Genomic DNA, 17,517 nt, shown 5'->3' with positions numbered 1-17,517 from the left:
TAAAAAGGATAACGACTTGACGGTATCATGTCAATCTTCAAAATAAAATAAAAAAAGACAGTGCAGATTACACCGTCTTTAATGATTCCTTTTTTTCTTTAGCTTGTGATGAGATATTTAACAGCGCTAAAAATACAGACACAATTCCGCAAAAAGCGGATAAAATAAAAATCAGCCAGCCTGCATTTGACATCAGGGCAGCAAAGATCGGCGGTCCCGCCGCTACTCCGATAAACCGCATGCTGTTATAAAATGAGGTGATGGTTCCCGATTCCTCGTTGTCTACGCCTTCTGTGATGACAGCGTCTAATGCCGGTAATGCTATTCCGATACCGATACCGCTGACACACAAAAAGATAAATAATAAATAAAAACTGTGATTCCACCATAGGCCGATAAACGACAGTGTCACGGCACTCATTCCGAAAACAATGCAAAACTTCATTTTGCCTTGGTCTTTCCCGATTTTTCTGCCTGATATATATGAACTGACGGATAGAAATAAAAGCGGGATTGCCAAAAGCGCTCCTTTAGCCACACCGTCAATTCCGTATTTCTTCTCCAGTGAGTCTGATAAATAAAAAAGAACCCCGAACAGCAAAAACATAATCACGCAGCCGATGATAAATACCGTAAAGAGCCAGCGTCCGTCACGCTTAAATATGCGGCCGACATTTTTCACAAATTCGGAAATAGAAGGCGCTTCTTTTTGTTTCTCCGGCTTTGCCACCAAAAACAATACGAGAAAAAAACTGATAAGCGAAAAAAACGGAATGAACCAAAACGGCATAAACCAAAACCATGCAGCCAAGAGCGACCCGAGAATCGGACTTAATACTTTCCCGGCCGTGTTTGACGTCTCAATGTCGCCGAGCCCCGCGGTAATCCGCTCATCATCCCCTTTGAATAAATCGCCGATAAACGGCATCACTACAGGAGCCGCCCCTGCCGAACCGATTCCCTGCAGCACCCGCCCCGCCAAGATAATGGGATAAGGATGCTTGAACGCGGTGGAAGCTATCGCGGCAAGCGCTCCGCCCGCACCGGCTATGAGAAGACAAGGCAGAAGAACCTTTTTTCTTCCGAATTTATCGGACAAATATCCGGCAATCGGAATACAAATAATCGCCACAATCGAATAGACCGTTATAATTAACGATACTTGAAAAGACGATATGGACAGCTTCTTTTCAATCATCGGAAGCACCGGAATCAGCATGGAATTCCCGAGTGTCATCACGAGCGGTACAGAAGCCAGAGCAATGATATTTTTTGTTCCATTTTTCTTCTTACTCAACTTATTCACCCATTCACTATACTTGGTTGTTTCCTGTTTTATTGTGCCTTGCGGAAAACAAAGTATGTATTGAAGCGGCAAATAAAAAAAACAGACACATGACGCGTCTGTCTTAAAAACGTTTTCTTACAACATGAAAACTGAACTTATCAGCCCGGAAATAATTTAATGAATACAGCACAGGTTCATCATTCTGATTATAGTGGGTTTGCTTCAGCAATAAAAGCGCCGTCTCCGGCTCGCATTCCAAAACCGGTGAAATCGTATCGTGATATCCGATCGGTTCGATATCAGCAACGGCATAGCTGATCACAGACCCGGAGTTTTTTTCCAAAAGATCAAAAATAGATTCCTGTTCATGACAGAAAGAATTCGGCAGAATGTGCATCGGAATCGTATCTAAACAGTAAACGACCGGAGTGCCGCTTGCCGTTCTCACGCGTTCCAAATAAAAAAGCTCCTGCTCAGGCTCAAGCCGGAATCTAGCGATATCTTCATCAGACGGCGTGATGACCTGAGACGACAAAAAAATCGTACCCGGCACCATGTTCGCCTGCTGAATCATTTTCGTCACGCTGTTGAGCTGTTCAATACCTGAAAGAAACAGCGGTTTTGTATGGACGAAAGTGCCCACACCGTGCCTTCTGATAATCACATGCTCCTCTTCAAGGATACGCAAAGCTTCACGCAGAGTTGCCCGGCTGACACCCATAGATTTTGAAAGCTCAAATTCAGAAGGAAGCTTTTCCTTTTCGGTGTAAATTCCGTTTTGTATATCCTCTTTGATTCGCTCAATCACTTTTAGGTACAAGTGACGATTGTCAGCTTTTGTAGACATGTTTCCCCTCCGTAAACCACTTTCATAAATTATTGAACAATTGGGACAACTATATCATGTTTTAATAAAAAAATAAATAGGAATGATTTTGGTGATATCATTTTCAGTGAAAACTCTCTCCTTTTTAAGAAGAGAGCTCATCATATTGTTCCTTAGATAATAGTACTTCCCTCGGTTTGCTTCCTTCATACGGCCCGACGACACCCCGTTCCTCCATTGCGTCAATCAGACGGGCTGCTCTCGTATATCCGATTCTGAACCGCCTTTGAAGCATGGAGACTGATGCCGTCTGCATGCCGATAATCAAATCGACCGCTTCGTCATAGAGATCATCCGTTACTTCACTGTGTGTTTCCGACACTTCTTCCGGAATCATCTCTTCTTGATACTGCGCTTTTTGCTGCGTAATGACATGATCGACGACATGCTCAACCTCTTCATCCGATAAAAATGCTCCCTGGACCCGGACAGGCTTATTCGCGCCTACAGGCAAAAACAGCATGTCTCCGCGCCCCAGAAGCTTTTCAGCGCCGCCCATGTCTAAAATTGTCCGTGAATCGGTCTGAGATGAGACACTGAAGGCAATTCTTGACGGAATGTTGGCTTTAATAACACCGGTAATGACATCGACTGAAGGCCGCTGTGTCGCGATAATCAAATGAATTCCCGCCGCCCTCGCCATCTGTGAAAGTCTCGTAATTGAATCTTCCACGTCGGAAGAAGCAACCATCATCAGATCGGCAAGCTCGTCAACGATGACGACGATGTATGGCAGCTCAGGCTGCTTGACTTCTTCTTCGGCATTTGACCGCTTAATATGGTCGTTATAGCCTTCTATATTTCTCGTACCCGTATGGGAGAACAGCTCATAGCGGCGCTCCATCTCATTGACGACCTTTTTCAAAGCCTGCGAGGCCTTTTTCGGATCTGTCACGACCGGCGCAAGCAGATGAGGAATGCCGTTATACACATTCAGCTCAACCATTTTCGGGTCAATCATCATCATCTTCACTTCATGCGGTTTGGCCCTCATCAGAATGCTCGTAATAATACCGTTGACACAGACGCTTTTTCCGCTTCCCGTTGCCCCCGCTACAAGCAGGTGGGGCATTTTGTTCAGTTCGGCAAGCACGGCTTCCCCGGAAATATTTCGTCCCAAGCCGATCAGAAGCTTCGCGTCCGGCTTGTCATTGAGCTTGGATTCAAGCACTTCTTTTAACGAAACCATCGCAACTTCAGCATTGGGCACCTCGATGCCGATTGCTGATTTACCCGGAATCGGCGCTTCTATCCGGATATCCTTGGCGGCAAGCGCGAGCGCAAGGTCATCGCTCAGATTCACGATTTTACTGACTTTGACCCCGACGTCCGGATACACCTCATATTTTGTGACCGCCGGGCCGAGATGAACTTGGGTCACTTTCGCTTTTACCCCGAAGCTTTGAAAGGTCCGTTCGAGTTTTCTTGCATTCTCGTAAATGTTTTTCTTATCGGTCTGCTGGCCGGTATGTTTCGGGTCAGCCAGGATGTCCAATGAAGGCATTTGATAATCTTTATTTTCAAGCTCTGTAAACGTCATCGGCGGAGCGGCAGCCGTTTCGCTGTCTTGAGCGCCGCCGGAAGGCTCATCTTTTGCCGTTTGCACCGTCTCCTGCGTTTTTTCCGGAATCAGCGGTTCGACGCGTTCTTCCTGACGGTCTGAAAAGCTTGAAATAATCGGCTCTGAATGGATGATCGGCGAAATGATTTCCTCATCCTCTTCTTCGGGCTCAGGCATTTCTTTTTTCTTTTGAACCCGTTTTTGTTTTTTGCCCGATTTGGTTTTTGTTTTCGGCGAAGACATATTCGTTCTGACCGTCTTCATATCCTCAAGAAATGCCTGCCATTGACTGCGGATAAACCGGCCGACGGGGCTCGTCCACTTTTTGAGCGTTTCCTGCAGTGAACGCCCCGTTACAAGAATCAGCCCCATTAAGATCAGCACGATCGCCATGATCTGTGAACCCGTTGATGCAAATAAAAAGTGGGAAGCTGCAAACAGTACCGCGCCGATCATGCCGCCGCCCAAATCAGGGGAAGCAGCCTGCTGTTTCATGTCAATCATAAACAGCTCCCACGTGTTGCCGATGACACTTGCCGACCGAATCGACCCGTGATGAGACAGATTTTTAAAGAGCTGCACGTGAGACAGCAGCAAAATACTGGCGATAATACAGTACAACCCTGCCTTTCTTCTCGTTAAAAGGCTTGGACTCTTCTTTTTCCAAAACAGCGAAATTCCGAGAAGGAAGAGCCCAATTAAGCATAAAATAAACCACTCTCCGGCAAAAAAACGGAACAAGTACACAAATGTCTGTCCCACAACGCCGAGCTGCAAAACAGCAATAATCGAGATTGCAACACAGAGCAGTCCGCTTAGTTCGTATTTTAGATTGAGCTTACTCTCTTGTTTCTTTTTAGATTTCCGTTTTTTCTTTGCCACACTCATCACCTTACTGCGTTAAAAAATGTAAAATCATACATCATGAAGAAAAGCAGCCTTTTGCCGGCTGCATTTTTCTGTAGGATTCCCCTATTATAGCATATTTTGCCCCCGAGAAACGGACTGAATGCCGGTTAGATTTTCAGCTTGATTTTTTGTCCCGGAGCGATGTCCGGATTCAGAAAATCCATCGGGTTCGTACTTAAAATCTGTACGACTTCAGCTTCATTTCCCTTCATCTCAACTAGCAGCGGCACGCCGGCGTAATCTACCTGTTCATGCACGCTTTGCTCTATATCCTGACCGTAAACGACTTCTTGGGGCATGACGGTATAAAGGATCATTGAATCATCCTTCCTTCCTCGCCCTTTCGTTCCTCTATCAGCTGATTCAGCTTTTTTATCGCCTGTCCGACGCCGCCCACGTCATCAATTAGTCCGTAATCAGCCGCATCTTTGCCGACTACGTTCGTTCCGATGTCCCTGGTTAAGTTTCCTTTTGAAAACATCAGCTCTTTGAATTTTTCTTCGGAAATATTTGAATGATGGGTCACAAAGTTGACAACCCGCTCCTGCATTTTATCCAGGTATTCAAACGTTTGCGGAACGCCGATAACCAGACCTGTAAGCCGAACGGGGTGAATGGTCATTGTCGCTGTCTCCGCGATAAAACTATGATCACATGACACGGCGATCGGCACACCTATGGAGTGGCCCCCGCCGAGTACGATTGAGACGGTCGGTTTTGATAAGGATGCGAGCATTTCCGCAATCGCAAGCCCCGCTTCCACATCGCCTCCGACGGTGTTTAAGATGATCAGAAGTCCTTCGATTTTCGGATTTTGCTCAATGGCGACGATTTGCGGAATGACATGTTCATATTTGGTTGTTTTATTTTGCGGCGGGAGCTGGACGTGCCCCTCAATTTGGCCGATGATCGTCAGGCAGTGAATATTGGTATCTTGGGACATTTGCGGCAGAGATGTCTCTCCCAGCTGCTGAATTTTGCTCATAATGCTGTCTTTCGCATCTGATTTTTCGGGCTGCTGTTCCTCGGTGTTTTCCATACGATGATCCATTTTATCTTTCACCCTTTCCGAATGTCTCTTTGTATTATGAACAAAGATGATGATTTCCATCCGGGACATGAACAAAAACAAAGCCGGAGCATGATGCGCTCCGGCTTTGTATACATTATACTTCCATAATGATCGGAATGATCATCGGCTTGCGTTTTGTTTTTTCATAAAGGAATTGATTCAGCGCATCACGCATTGCTTGTTTCAGCGTGGACCATTCTACGGCAGATGTTTCTGTCGCTTCAGTCACGATAGAGCGGACGAGCTCAGTAGCTTGTACAATTAACCCCTCTGATTCTCTGACATACACGAAACCGCGCGTAATGATCTCAGGGCCTGAAACAAGGTTCTTCTTCTGCTTATCGAGTGAAATCACGACGATGAGAATGCCGTCTTGTGACAATAAGCGGCGGTCTCTCAGCACGATGTTGCCGATGTCGCCGACTCCGAGGCCGTCAATCAGAACGTTTCCGTATGTGACTTTATCCCCGATTTTCACATTCTGGCCGCGGAATTCAACGACATCACCTTTTTCAATCAAGAAAATATCGCTGCGTTTCATGCCGATCTCTTCTGCGATTTTGGAATGCGCTTTTTGCATTCTGAATTCACCGTTAACCGGAATTAAATATTTCGGTTTCAGCAAATTAAGCATGAGTTTCAATTCTTCCTGCGAACCGTGACCGGACACATGCACTCGTTTTTGGGCGAAAATCACTTGAGCGCCGGCGCGGGCAAGCAGGTTGACGGTTTTGGAATATATCAATTCATGCCCCGGAATCGGTGTTGATGCAATGACAACGGTGTCTCCTTCTTCAATGTTAAGCTGCTTGTGCGCCTGCTTGGCCATCCGCGTAAGAGCGGCCAGCGGCTCACCGTGGCTTCCGGCTGTAACAATTGCCACGTCCCGCTTCGGATATTTTTTCACATCCTGCACAGGAATAAACATTTCATCTTCGGCTTCAATATAGCCGAGCTTGCGCCCAAGCTGAAGCACGTTTTGCAGATTTTTTCCGGCGATTGCAAGTTTGCGGCTGTTCTGGACGGCAGCCTGTATCACTTGCTGGATCCGGTTGATATTAGACGCGAATACAGCAATGATGACACGGTTTTCTGAATTGTTCATCGCATCGGAAATTTCACCGCTTACATATGCTTCTGACGGAGTATACCCCGGGCGCTCCGCATTGGCGCTGTCAGAAAGCAGGGCGAGCACGCCGCTGTTCCCGATTTTGGCAATTTCGCCAATATCACATGATTGATGATAAGCAGGCGTCTGGTCAAATTTGAAGTCTCCCGTGCATACAATAGAGCCAAGTGATGTTTTGAAGCTGACTCCCACTGAATCCGGAATACTGTGGATCGTTTTAAAGAACGATACTTTCGTTGATTCAAATGTAATGACTGATTTAGAGTGAACTTCACGTAAATCAGCTTTTCGATTATGCCCGTACTGCTTGAGTTTTTCTCTCAGTAATGCAAGCGTAAGCTTCGTTCCGTATACCGGCACCGACAGCTTGTTCAATAAATAAAAGACGCCCCCGATGTTTTCATCGTGCCCGTGTGTCAGAAAGATGGCCTTCACGCGGTCAGCCCGTTCTACTAAGTAGGAAATATCCGGAATGACGACATCAATACCGAGCATTTCATTTTCAGGGTGCATCAGACCTGCATCCACTACAAATATGTCTGAGTCAATTTCAATGACATATAGGTTCTTCCCAATTTCTCCGACGCCGCCAAGGGCGATAATTCTGACGTTTTCTGTATTTTTCTTTTTCAAAATCTGTATCCTCCTAGTCTCATACCCGTCCATCATCACTTGTTCCTATTATAACTGATATCAATTTTAGAAAACAAGAAGAAGCGGAAGGTTTAGGGAAAACCAATATGTATACAAAACGGTCAAACTCACGATAAAAATGAGAATGACCGCGTATTTCAACTGTATAAATTTTTTCTTACAGTTCGCTGATGACGCTGCTCAGGCTCAGACGTTCATCTTCATTCAGCGGGATAAGAGGAAGACGCACAGATCCGACATCAAGGCCTTTCAGCTGCAGCGCCGTTTTGACCGGAGCCGGATTAGGCGCTTTAAAGAGCTCCTTCATGATCGGCAGAAGCTTCTGATGAATCAGTGCCGCGGTTGCCGTCTGCCCGTTCGTATAGTTTTTAATCATCTGCTGCATGTCAGAACCCACGATATGGCTGGCCACTGACACGACTCCTCTTCCGCCGACTGCGAGAATAGGAAGCGTTAACCCGTCATCACCTGAATAGACGTAAAAATCTTCCGGTGTTTCGGCAATAATTTTCGTAATGGCATCAAGATCGCCGCTCGCTTCTTTAATCGCAGAGATATTCGGAATCTCCGCAAGTCTGATGGCCGTTTCCGGCGCAAGCGAAGCGACCGTTCTGCCCGGCACGTTGTAAAGCATCACAGGAAGAGACGTTTCTTCAGCTATGGCTTTAAAATGACGGTACATCCCCTCTTGGGAAGGCTTATTATAATACGGCGTGACAAGCATAACGCAATCGACGCCGGCTTCTTCAGCTTTTTTTGTCAGTTTAATGGAGTCTTTCGTATTGTTGCTTCCTGTACCCGCAATAACAGGCACGCGTCCGTTCACTTCTTTGACTGTAAATTCAAAGAGTGCAATTTTTTCTTCCGTTGAAAGTGTCGGGGATTCGCCGGTCGTGCCTGCGACGACTAAAGAATCCGTGCCGTTTTTCAACAAATAGTCGATTAATGTAGACAGTTTTTGAAAGTCTACATTCCCTTTACTGTCAAAGGGGGTAATCATCGCTGTAGATATATTTCCGACATTCATTTTTTTCACCTCATCATGATTCAATCACATTTACTTTGAAAGTTCAAACACTTCATGCAGCGCATTTACGGCCGTTACCATATCTTTTTCATGAACGAGCACCCAGATCGTCGTATGGCTGTCGGCAGATTGCAGAATCGGAATGCCTTTATCAGAAAGTGCGGAGACGATTTTTGACGTGACACCCGGAACACCCATTATTCCGGCGCCGACCGCTGACACTTTCGCACAGCTTTCCGTCACTGTCGGTTCATATCCTAATTCAGCCAAAATGCTGCGCGCGGCTTCCGTTTTACTGCCGGCTACGGTATATACGATTTCACTCGGCGTAATGTTAAAGAAATCTACGCTGATTCCGGCATTTGCCATTGCTTTAAAGACTTCAGTTTGAACGTTGTATTGCCCCATTTTGGCGGGAACCTTAAATTGCGTCACATCTTTCACATGTGCGATCCCTGTGATCAGCCGTTCGAATACATCGCTGCCGACGTTGGACGAATGATGGGACGTCACCAAAGTGCCTTTGTCTTTTGAATAAGTGGAGCGCACGCGGATCGGCACCTTTGCCTGCATGGCGATTTCCACCGCGCGCGGATGAATGACTTTCGCGCCTTGATAGGCAAGGTTGCAGATTTCCGTATATGTGACATTCGGAAGCGGCTTAGCATTTTCCACGATTCTCGGATCGGCTGTCATAACACCTTCCACGTCCGTAAAAATGTCGATAAACTCAGCATCAACCGCCGCGCCGAGCGCTGCCGCTGATGTATCGCTTCCTCCTCTGCCGATCGTCGTCGTGTCGCCTTTTTCAGTCGCTCCCTGAAACCCTGCGACAACGACGGCATCATGGCTGGCGAGTGCAGCGAAAAGCCGCTCTGTTTTCATTTCTATAATTTTGGCGTCAGTATGCTGGGCATTGGTTAAAAAGCCGGCCTGGGCTCCTGTTAAAGCTGCGGCTTTTATGCCGTTTTCCTTCAGCATACTGGAAAAAACAACGGACGAAATCGTTTCTCCGCAAGACAGAAGCATATCCTGCTCTCTCGGAGAAATGTCGGACTGGCTGCCGTAAAGGAGCCCGATTAAAGAATCTGTCGCGTACGGGTCTCCTTTTCTTCCCATCGCCGATACGACAACGACAACCTTATAACCTTCACTTATGGCATCTTTAATGTGTGCTAGCGCAAGCTTGCGGCCTTTGTCATCTTTTACGGATGTTCCGCCGAATTTTTGAACAATGATCTTCACTATTTTCACTCCAAATTAGTCTGACGTAACAGAAGAGAGCAGGCAGAGCCTTACTCTCTTCTGTTCGCCTATAGAAAATACGTTTGTTTTATACGAGGTTCAGTTTTTGCAGGCTTTCCGCGATTTGAACTGAGTTCCAAGCGGCGCCTTTTAACAGGTTATCAGAAACAACCCACAAATGAAAACCGTTTGCTCTGTCCAAATCTTTCCGGATTCTTCCTACAAATACATCGCGTTTGCCGACGCAATCAGCAGGCATCGGGTAAAGCTGCTCCGCCGGATCATCCTGAAGCGTAACACCCGGAGCTTCTTTTAAAAGCTGTTTAATATCTTCAACGGTTGCGTCATCACGGTCAAGCTCAATGTAAACAGATTCTGAGTGCCCTGTTTCAATCGGCAGTCTGACACATGTCGCAGCCACTTCCAGCTTCGGCATATGCATAATTTTTTTCGTTTCATTAATCATTTTCATTTCCTCAAACGTATAGCCGTTGTCTTGGAATTTATCAATTTGCGGAATGGCGTTAAATGCGATTTGATAATGCTTTTTGTCGCCTTTAACCGGCATAATGGACGGTTCTGCGGGTTCATTGTTTAAAATCGCCTTTGTCTGGCTGTACAATTCTTTCGCCGCTTCATTGCCGGCTCCGGACACAGCTTGGTAAGTAGATACAATGACTTTTTTCAAACCGTACGCTTTACGGATCGGTTCAAGCGCAGCCACCATCTGAATCGTTGAACAGTTAGGGTTGGCGATAATGCCGTTATGTTTGTGCAGATCACCTTCGTTCACCTCAGGCACCACGAGCGGTGTATTTTCGTCCATACGGAATGCGCTCGTATTGTCAATCACGATGGCTCCCCGTTTTACAGCCTCAGGCGCCAAGCTTTGTGATACGCTTCCGCCGGCGCTGAATAACGCGATATGAACGCCTTCGAAGCTTTCAGGAACAGCTTCCTGCACTGTATATTCTTCGCCTTTAAACGTTACTTTCGTACCAGCAGAACGCTTTGAGGATAGTAGTGTGAGTGTTTCGATTTCAAAGTTTCTGTCTTCCAGTGTTTTCAGCATTTGCTGTCCTACGGCTCCCGTCGCTCCGACAACTGCTACGTGTAATCCTCTTCCCATCTGTAAAACTCCTTCCGCCAATTAAGCATCATTTGTTGAATTGACTTTGCATTTTACGTTTTATTTTACCATAGAATAGTCACGGATTGACCGAATTTTTTTATTCCGGAATGATTTTCTGTCATCATGATTTTTTATTCATAATGGTGTACGAGCACCGGCTGAACCTGCTGGTGCAAAAGAGCTTTTTCTACCGTAATCGGAAGGAGATCCATTCTGGCGACGAGCGATGTCGGTTTTTTCACGTGGTCATCCTGGCCGAACGGGATGAAATATATGTTTTTTGCGGACATCAGCCTCATTAAATTCGTTCCGTTTAAACCGAGTCCGTCATTTGTTGAAATTCCGAGCACGACCGGGCGGCCGTTGCGGATCGTGGCTTTCGCAGCCATAAGGACGGGGCTGTCGGTCATCGCATTTGCGAGTTTGCTCATTGAATTTCCGGTTAAAGGGGCGATGACCATGCAGTCGAGCGGAAGTTTCGGCCCGAGAGGCTCCGCTTTTACGATGGAATCAATCGCCTCAAAGCCTGTTGCTTCTTCAATTTTTCTGACCCAATCTCCCCCCTCCCCAAAGCGGGTATCGGTCGATTGAACGGTTGACGTCACGACCGGCCGGACTTCAGCTCCTTGACTGATAAGCGCCTCTATTTGCGGAAACACTTCCTCATATGTGCAATGCGAGCCGGTTAATCCGAATCCGATTCTTTTCCCTTTCAGAGACATGGCTATTTCCCCTCTTTCTTTAAGTCTGCCAAAAGCTTGCTCAATACGTTCGCAATAATCTGTCCGGCTGTTTTCGGGGCCACAATTCCCGGAAGACCCGGAGCAAGCAGCGCTTTAATGCCTTGTTTTTCAGCATATTTGAAATCCGTTCCGCCCGGACGGGATGCTAAATCCAAAATCAAGGTCTTCGGCGTCATGCGCGATAAAACGCTTTGATTCAGAATCAAGCTCGGTACGGTGTTAATGCAGATATCAATATCATTTACATGTTCAGTAAGCTCTTCAAGTTGAAAAGGAGAAAGCCCCATTTCCGATATACGGGCTAAATGAGCCGAACTCCGCGCGCCCACTTTTACTTTCGCCCCTAACGCTGCAAACGTCCGGGCGATCGTCATACCGGTGCGCCCCATGCCGAGAACGGCGACATTTGATCCGTGAATGGTATAATCCGTATGCTGAATCGCCATCATGATTGTTCCTTCAACAGTGGGAATCGAGTTGAATATCGCGATGTCGTCCCGCTCAAATAATTTCACAAGCTTACGGCCGGCTTCGCTGGCGATCCCCTCAAGATATGCATTGGAGATGCCTGAATAAATGACGCAATGCTCCGGTGTCCGCTCAAGATAGCTCTGCTTTAATACCACTTCTTCATTTGAAAAAACCGTGGAAACAACGCCTTCTCCGGTCGTTGCCGATACAGGCAGGATGATACTGTCTATTTTTTGAAAGGGAATCTCATCAATTTTGCATTTGACGGTTCCTGTAAAACCGTCATCCAATTGGTCAAACCCTGCAAGATAAATATCGGCATGCTGTTCTGTCAGCTTTCTTATAATCTCAAGCTGTCTTGCGTCACCGCCAATGATCGCAATTGTTAATCCGGTTAACATCTGAAACGTTCACCTTCTTTACAGTTACTGGATCTTTTAAGTGTCATCCTCCTCTTCATCGTATGTGCAAAGAGAAAGGGCGGTGAATGTACAGCGTCTTTTTCATAAAAAAAGCACCGGCTGTATGAGCCGGTGCTTGCAAAAAATGAATAAGATCTACTCTTCGGGAGGCGTGATCTCCCCCGGAACGTCTAAAATGATCATGTCTGACCCGATTTTTTGGATATGGTTCCAGGGGACGCGGATGTCGTGGCCTTGTTTTCGCAATCCGAACCATTTTACCGTCGGTATCAACAGCGCGGTAATTTGTCCGTCCTGTTCATTAATTTCCAAATCGGTCTGGCCGAGCACGCCGAGCCGCTCTGCCCGTTTAATGTCCACAATTTCTTTACCTGACAGTTCACTGAGCCTCATGATAGCCACCCCCTTGTACTATATGACCCGGAGCAAAAAAAAATGCCTGCCCCGTATAGAGGCAGACTGCTTTGCAGCTTAAGACGAGGCCGGTATATTGCCGGTCGGGCTGATGAGCGATAGTGCGTAATCATCCGTAAATAAGCGGCGGCTGAGGCCGTTGACGCTTTCCAGGCTGACCGCATTTAATTCAGCGATAATTTCATCCATGGTCTTATGCTTTCCGAGCAGAAGTTCGTTTTTCCCGTTCCGGCTCATTTTGCTGTTTGTGCTTTCTAAGCTGAGCATTAAGCTCCCCTTCATTTGCTCTTTGCTGTTTTCCAGCTCTTTCGGGGTGATACCGTCACGTTTTAGAAGCGATAACGTTTCCTGAATGGTTTCAGACAGAAGTCCGAGCTGATTCGCGCCGGTGCCTCCGTAAATCGTCAGCATACCGCTGTCTTCATAGGAACTGTGATAGCTGTATACAGAATAGGCCAGTCCTTTATCTTCGCGCACATCCTGAAAAAGACGGCTGCTCATGCTTCCGCCGAGCACGTTGTTTAAGACGATCAAATCGTAAATGTCCGGATCTCCGACTTTCAGGCCTTTGAAACCGAGACAGAGATGCGCCTGTTCGGTGTCTTTTTTTCTGGTCAGCTTTTCATAATGAAACTCAGGCTCGCTGATGCCGCTTGCTTTGCCCTTCGCTTCGTATGTACCGAACCATTTCTCCACGTCTTTAATGAATTGTTCCGTTACATTTCCGGCGACAGAAATGACGACGCGGTCCGGCGTGTAAAAGTCATCCATATGCTGTCTGAGAGAATCGCCGTTAAACGATGAAAGCGTTTCCTCCGTCCCGAGAATCGGGTATCCGAGCGAATGATTGCCGTATGTCGCTTTGCTCAGCAGATCGTGGACAATGTCATCCGGTGCGTCTTCATACATTTTGATTTCTTCATATACGACGTTCTTTTCTTTTTTGAGCTCATCTTCGTCAAAAGCAGAATGAAAGAACATATCAGCCAGCACATCAAGTGCGTAGTTTGCATGCTCATCCAGCACTTTGGCGTAATAGCACGTATATTCTTTTGAAGTGAAGGCATTCACTTGGCCGCCTATCCGATCGAAGGATTCTGCGATTTCACGTGCGGACCTGGTATTTGTTCCTTTAAAAAACATATGCTCGAGAAAGTGCGAAATACCGTTTGTCTCCGGCGTTTCATGACGTGATCCCGTCCCGATCCAGACGCCGATTGCCACAGACCGCACCGTTGGATTATTTTCAAGCACAACTCTTACACCGTTTTGGCATGTATAGCGTTTTATCAAGTCTGTTCCTCCTATTCAAAGACAGGCAACTGCCGCCTGCTACTTCATCAGCCTGTTTTCATCCATTAAGTCAGACACTGAGCCGAGCGCGTAGCCTTTTTCTTTGATTTTTGCAATCAGTGTATCCAGGCTTTTCGCAGTCGGATCAGTCGGATGCATTAAAATCATGGCTCCGTTATGTATTTTGCTCAACACCCTTGTTTGTAAAACAGCGGGAGACGGTTTTTGCCAGTCAATGGTGTCAACGGTCCACATGATGGTGCCCATTCCTTTTTCCGCCGCAAGGTCGACCACGGCTTTTCTGAAGCTGCCGCTTGGCGGCGCAAACCATTTCGGCTTCATGCCGAGCGTCTCGCTGATTTGTGCATTGGTTTTGTCAAGCTGTTCGGAAATGCTTCCTGAAGTCAGTTTGCTCATATCAGGGTGATTGTATGAATGATTTCCGATTTCATGTCCGTCTGCCGCTATTTTTTTCCCCAGTTCCTGATTGTTTTTCAGCCATTTCCCTTCAAGAAAGAAAGTTGCTTTGACCTGGTGCCGCTTCAGAATAGGCAGCATTTGCTCCACGTATTCATTTCCCCAGGCGACATTTATCAGGAAAGCGACCATCGGTTTGTCGGGATTTCCTTTATAAATGGGTTCGGGCGCGAGAGAATCAAGATGGACTTTCGGCTTTACCTGCTCATAGACAAGGTCGTCTTCGTGAAATTCTCCGTCCTTTTTCATTTGTTTATAGGATTTTTCCACATTGACTTTTAAACCGTTATATCCCGGTATACTCTTCCATATTTTATCAATCCGCGCGTCTTGCGGCTTCACTTCATACTCTGACGCTTTTTGCAGTAATTCTTCATAGAGCGGATCTTTTGATGCTGACACAGTTACCGCGTCTTTTTTCATTGCGTCTATGTAATCAACTGTATACGGGTTTTTTAACATTTCAAACGAAACAAAAAAAAGAAATAAAAAAACGGCAAACGGCACGAATTTTTTCAACATGTCCTTCCCCCCTCATCACACATTATGTATGAGGAGGACAAGGTAGAACCCGTCAGTTGTCTTTCTCAAAATAAAGAAGCCGGGTCTCCCAGGCTCCTTGTTAGGTTTTCATTTAAGATTGTTGTTGTTCCTGTTCTTTTTCTTTCTCTTCGCGCAGCACTGCTTTACGCGACAGATTCACTCGTCCCTGTTTGTCAATTTCAGTTACCTTCACAAGGATTTCGTCACCGATTTTCACAACATCCTCCACCTTGCCGACCCGTTCGAGCGCTAGTTCAGAGATGTGAACGAGACCGTCTTTTCCGCTGAAGATTTCAACGAAAGCGCCGAATTTCTCAATCCGTTTCACTTTACCGAGGTAAAGCTGGCCGACTTCGACTTCTCTGACAAGATCTTCGATGATTTTTTTCGCTTTTTGGTTGCTGCTTTCATCAGTAGAAGAAATAAAGATGGTGCCGTCTTGTTCAATGTCAATTTTAACACCGGTATCTTCAATGATTTTGTTGATTTGTTTACCGCTCGGTCCGATAACGTCACGGATTTTATCCGGATTAATGGTCATCGTTAAAATTTTCGGCGCATATTGAGAAAGTTCTTTTCTTGATTCACCAAGCGTGCTGAGCATGCTGTTTAAGATTTCCATTCTTCCTTTTTTCGCCTGCTGAAGCGCTTCTTCAAGAATTTCTCTTGAAAGGCCTTCAATTTTAATGTCCATTTGCAGCGCTGTCACGCCTTTTTCCGTGCCGGCTACTTTAAAGTCCATGTCACCGAGGGCGTCTTCCATCCCTTGAATATCCGTCAATACTGTATAGTACTCGCCTGATTTCACAAGTCCCATCGCGATACCTGCAACAGGGGCTTTAATCGGAACACCTGCGTCCATCATGGCAAGCGTACTTGCGCAGATGCTGGCCTGTGAAGTGGAACCGTTTGATTCAAGCACTTCAGATACGAGGCGGACCGTATACGGGAAGTCTTTTTCATTCGGAATGACCGGCTCAAGCGCACGCTCTCCAAGAGCACCGTGACCGATCTCACGGCGTCCCGGTCCGCGCATCGGGCCTGTCTCCCCTACGCTGAACTGCGGGAAGTTATAATGATGCATAAAGCGTTTTGACTCTTCCACGCCTAAACCGTCAAGAATCTGAACGTCTCCAAGGGCGCCTAATGTACAAACGCTGAGCGCCTGCGTCTGTCCTCTCGTAAACAGCCCGGAGCCATGCGTTCTCGGCAGAAGGCCGACTTCTGAAGAAAGCGGGCGGATTTGATCAACGCCGCGGCCGTCCGGACGGACTTTTTCTTCTGTGATCAAACGGCGCACTTCGTTTTTCACGAGTTTAGACAGTGTCTGTTTCACTTTTTTAATCGTATCTTCATCATGCTCTTCTTCTTCGAATTTCGCGACAACTGCATTTTTCACTTCATTGATCGCGTCTTCGCGAGCATGTTTTTCGTGAACCTGAATGGCGCTGAGAAGATCCGGCTCCGCAAGGCTTTTTACTTTTGCGCTGAGCTCTTCGTCAATTTCATACAGTTCGATCTCTGTTTTCTCTTTGCCGACTGCTGCGACGATTTCTTCTTGGAATGCGATCAGGCGCTTAATTTCTTCGTGACCGAACATAATCGCCTCAAGCATGATTTCTTCAGGAACTTCATCCGCTCCGGCTTCCACCATGTTGATGGCATCTTTTGTGCCTGCAACGATGAGGTTGATATCACTTTTTTCAAGCTGGTCAACCGTCGGATTGATGACGAATTTCCCGTCAATGCGGCCTACCGTCACACCCGCGATCGGGCCTTCAAATGGGATATCGGAAACGCAAAGAGCGAGTGATGAACCGAACATTGCAGCCATTTCAGATGAGCAGTCCTGATCAACACTCATGACAATGCTGATGACCTGTACTTCGTTACGGAATCCGTCTGCGAAAAGCGGGCGGATCGGACGGTCGATCAGACGGCTGGCTAAAACGGCCTTTTCACTTGGACGGCCTTCTCTTTTAATAAAACCGCCCGGAATTTTACCTACTGCGTATAATCTTTCTTCATAGTTAACGGTAAGCGGGAAAAAATCTAGCGGTTTCGGTTCTTTTGATGCGGTTGCTGTGCTGAGCACTGCAGTATCGCCGTAGCGGACCATGACAGCGCCGTTTGCCTGTTTGGCAAGCTGGCCGGCTTCTACTGTAAGCTGTCTGCCGGCCCAATCTATGGTAAAGACATGTTTCTCTTGTCCCATTCGATTACGAGCTCCTCTCTTAATGTGTGAAATAAT

15 protein-coding genes are annotated in these 17,517 nt (G+C 46.6%); all 15 read right to left on the bottom strand.

The features are described 5' to 3' along the window. Positions 1-67: 67 nt before the first annotated feature. Positions 68-1,297, bottom strand: coding sequence for an MFS transporter (locus tag G9F48_RS04070; RefSeq protein WP_003154158.1), 1,230 nt, complete (start codon positions 1,295-1,297; stop codon positions 68-70). Between the two features lie 112 nt (positions 1,298-1,409). After that, entirely contained in the window at positions 1,410-2,135 is a 726-nt protein-coding gene (locus G9F48_RS04065; protein ID WP_015388224.1) for a GntR family transcriptional regulator, read from the bottom strand. Between the two features lie 124 nt (positions 2,136-2,259). Beyond that, complete coding sequence (locus G9F48_RS04060) at positions 2,260-4,617, bottom strand: FtsK/SpoIIIE family DNA translocase (protein ID WP_165409055.1); 2,358 nt, start codon at positions 4,615-4,617, stop codon at positions 2,260-2,262. 134 nt (positions 4,618-4,751) lie between these two features. Continuing rightward, positions 4,752-4,961, bottom strand: coding sequence for a YlzJ-like family protein (locus tag G9F48_RS04055; protein WP_003154161.1), 210 nt, complete (start codon positions 4,959-4,961; stop codon positions 4,752-4,754). Continuing rightward, on the bottom strand, positions 4,958-5,695 hold the full coding sequence (locus tag G9F48_RS04050; RefSeq protein ID WP_025851243.1) for a ClpP family protease: 738 nt from the start codon (positions 5,693-5,695) through the stop codon (positions 4,958-4,960). Before G9F48_RS04050 ends, G9F48_RS04055 begins: the two co-directional genes overlap by 4 nt. Positions 5,696-5,810: 115 nt before the next feature. After that, positions 5,811-7,478, bottom strand: coding sequence for a ribonuclease J2 (rnjB, locus tag G9F48_RS04045; protein ID WP_165409054.1), 1,668 nt, complete (start codon positions 7,476-7,478; stop codon positions 5,811-5,813). Positions 7,479-7,656: 178 nt separating this feature from the next. Further along, a complete protein-coding gene (dapA, locus tag G9F48_RS04040) occupies positions 7,657-8,526 on the bottom strand; it encodes a 4-hydroxy-tetrahydrodipicolinate synthase (protein ID WP_003154166.1) in 870 nt (289 codons plus the stop codon). A gap of 30 nt (positions 8,527-8,556) precedes the next feature. Further along, positions 8,557-9,771 (bottom strand): aspartate kinase, encoded by a 1,215-nt coding sequence (dapG, locus tag G9F48_RS04035; RefSeq protein ID WP_025649453.1) that lies wholly within the window; start codon positions 9,769-9,771, stop codon positions 8,557-8,559. 88 nt (positions 9,772-9,859) lie between these two features. Beyond that, a complete protein-coding gene (gene asd / locus G9F48_RS04030) occupies positions 9,860-10,900 on the bottom strand; it encodes an aspartate-semialdehyde dehydrogenase (protein WP_003154169.1) in 1,041 nt (346 codons plus the stop codon). A gap of 134 nt (positions 10,901-11,034) precedes the next feature. Continuing rightward, positions 11,035-11,625 (bottom strand): dipicolinate synthase subunit B, encoded by a 591-nt coding sequence (dpaB, locus tag G9F48_RS04025; RefSeq protein WP_165409053.1) that lies wholly within the window; start codon positions 11,623-11,625, stop codon positions 11,035-11,037. A gap of 2 nt (positions 11,626-11,627) precedes the next feature. Beyond that, a complete protein-coding gene (gene dpaA, locus G9F48_RS04020) occupies positions 11,628-12,518 on the bottom strand; it encodes a dipicolinic acid synthetase subunit A (RefSeq protein WP_025851250.1) in 891 nt (296 codons plus the stop codon). A 156-nt stretch (positions 12,519-12,674) separates the two neighbouring features. Continuing rightward, positions 12,675-12,932: a YlmC/YmxH family sporulation protein gene (locus tag G9F48_RS04015; protein WP_003154176.1), complete on the bottom strand. Its 258-nt coding sequence runs from the start codon at positions 12,930-12,932 to the stop codon at positions 12,675-12,677. A 78-nt stretch (positions 12,933-13,010) separates the two neighbouring features. Further along, positions 13,011-14,246 (bottom strand): M16 family metallopeptidase, encoded by a 1,236-nt coding sequence (locus tag G9F48_RS04010; protein WP_165409052.1) that lies wholly within the window; start codon positions 14,244-14,246, stop codon positions 13,011-13,013. A gap of 39 nt (positions 14,247-14,285) precedes the next feature. Beyond that, entirely contained in the window at positions 14,286-15,245 is a 960-nt protein-coding gene (locus tag G9F48_RS04005; RefSeq protein ID WP_146276790.1) for a polysaccharide deacetylase family protein, read from the bottom strand. A gap of 112 nt (positions 15,246-15,357) precedes the next feature. Further along, complete coding sequence (gene pnp / locus G9F48_RS04000) at positions 15,358-17,481, bottom strand: polyribonucleotide nucleotidyltransferase (protein WP_165409051.1); 2,124 nt, start codon at positions 17,479-17,481, stop codon at positions 15,358-15,360. Positions 17,482-17,517 lie beyond the last annotated feature (36 nt).

Source organism: Bacillus sp. EKM420B, from assembly GCF_011065565.1.
In the GTDB taxonomy this organism is placed as follows: domain Bacteria; phylum Bacillota; class Bacilli; order Bacillales; family Bacillaceae; genus Bacillus; species Bacillus velezensis.
This window is presented reverse-complemented; position numbering and strand designations above follow the sequence as displayed.

What these genes read in the sequence shown, in the direction of transcription:
- asd (WP_003154169.1), bottom strand. Translation starts at nt 10,900, where the DNA reads ATGGGAAGAGGATTACACGTAGCAGTTGTCGGAGCGACGGGAGCCGTA.
- dpaB (WP_165409053.1), bottom strand. Translation starts at nt 11,625, where the DNA reads ATGTCTCTGAAAGGGAAAAGAATCGGATTCGGATTAACCGGCTCGCAT.
- G9F48_RS04065 (WP_015388224.1), bottom strand. Translation starts at nt 2,135, where the DNA reads ATGTCTACAAAAGCTGACAATCGTCACTTGTACCTAAAAGTGATTGAG.
- dapA (WP_003154166.1), bottom strand. Translation starts at nt 8,526, where the DNA reads ATGAATGTCGGAAATATATCTACAGCGATGATTACCCCCTTTGACAGT.
- G9F48_RS04050 (WP_025851243.1), bottom strand. Translation starts at nt 5,695, where the DNA reads ATGGATCATCGTATGGAAAACACCGAGGAACAGCAGCCCGAAAAATCA.
- G9F48_RS04055 (WP_003154161.1), bottom strand. Translation starts at nt 4,961, where the DNA reads ATGATCCTTTATACCGTCATGCCCCAAGAAGTCGTTTACGGTCAGGAT.
- G9F48_RS04005 (WP_146276790.1), bottom strand. Translation starts at nt 15,245, where the DNA reads ATGTTGAAAAAATTCGTGCCGTTTGCCGTTTTTTTATTTCTTTTTTTT.
- pnp (WP_165409051.1), bottom strand. Translation starts at nt 17,481, where the DNA reads ATGGGACAAGAGAAACATGTCTTTACCATAGATTGGGCCGGCAGACAG.
- dpaA (WP_025851250.1), bottom strand. Translation starts at nt 12,518, where the DNA reads ATGTTAACCGGATTAACAATTGCGATCATTGGCGGTGACGCAAGACAG.
- G9F48_RS04015 (WP_003154176.1), bottom strand. Translation starts at nt 12,932, where the DNA reads ATGAGGCTCAGTGAACTGTCAGGTAAAGAAATTGTGGACATTAAACGG.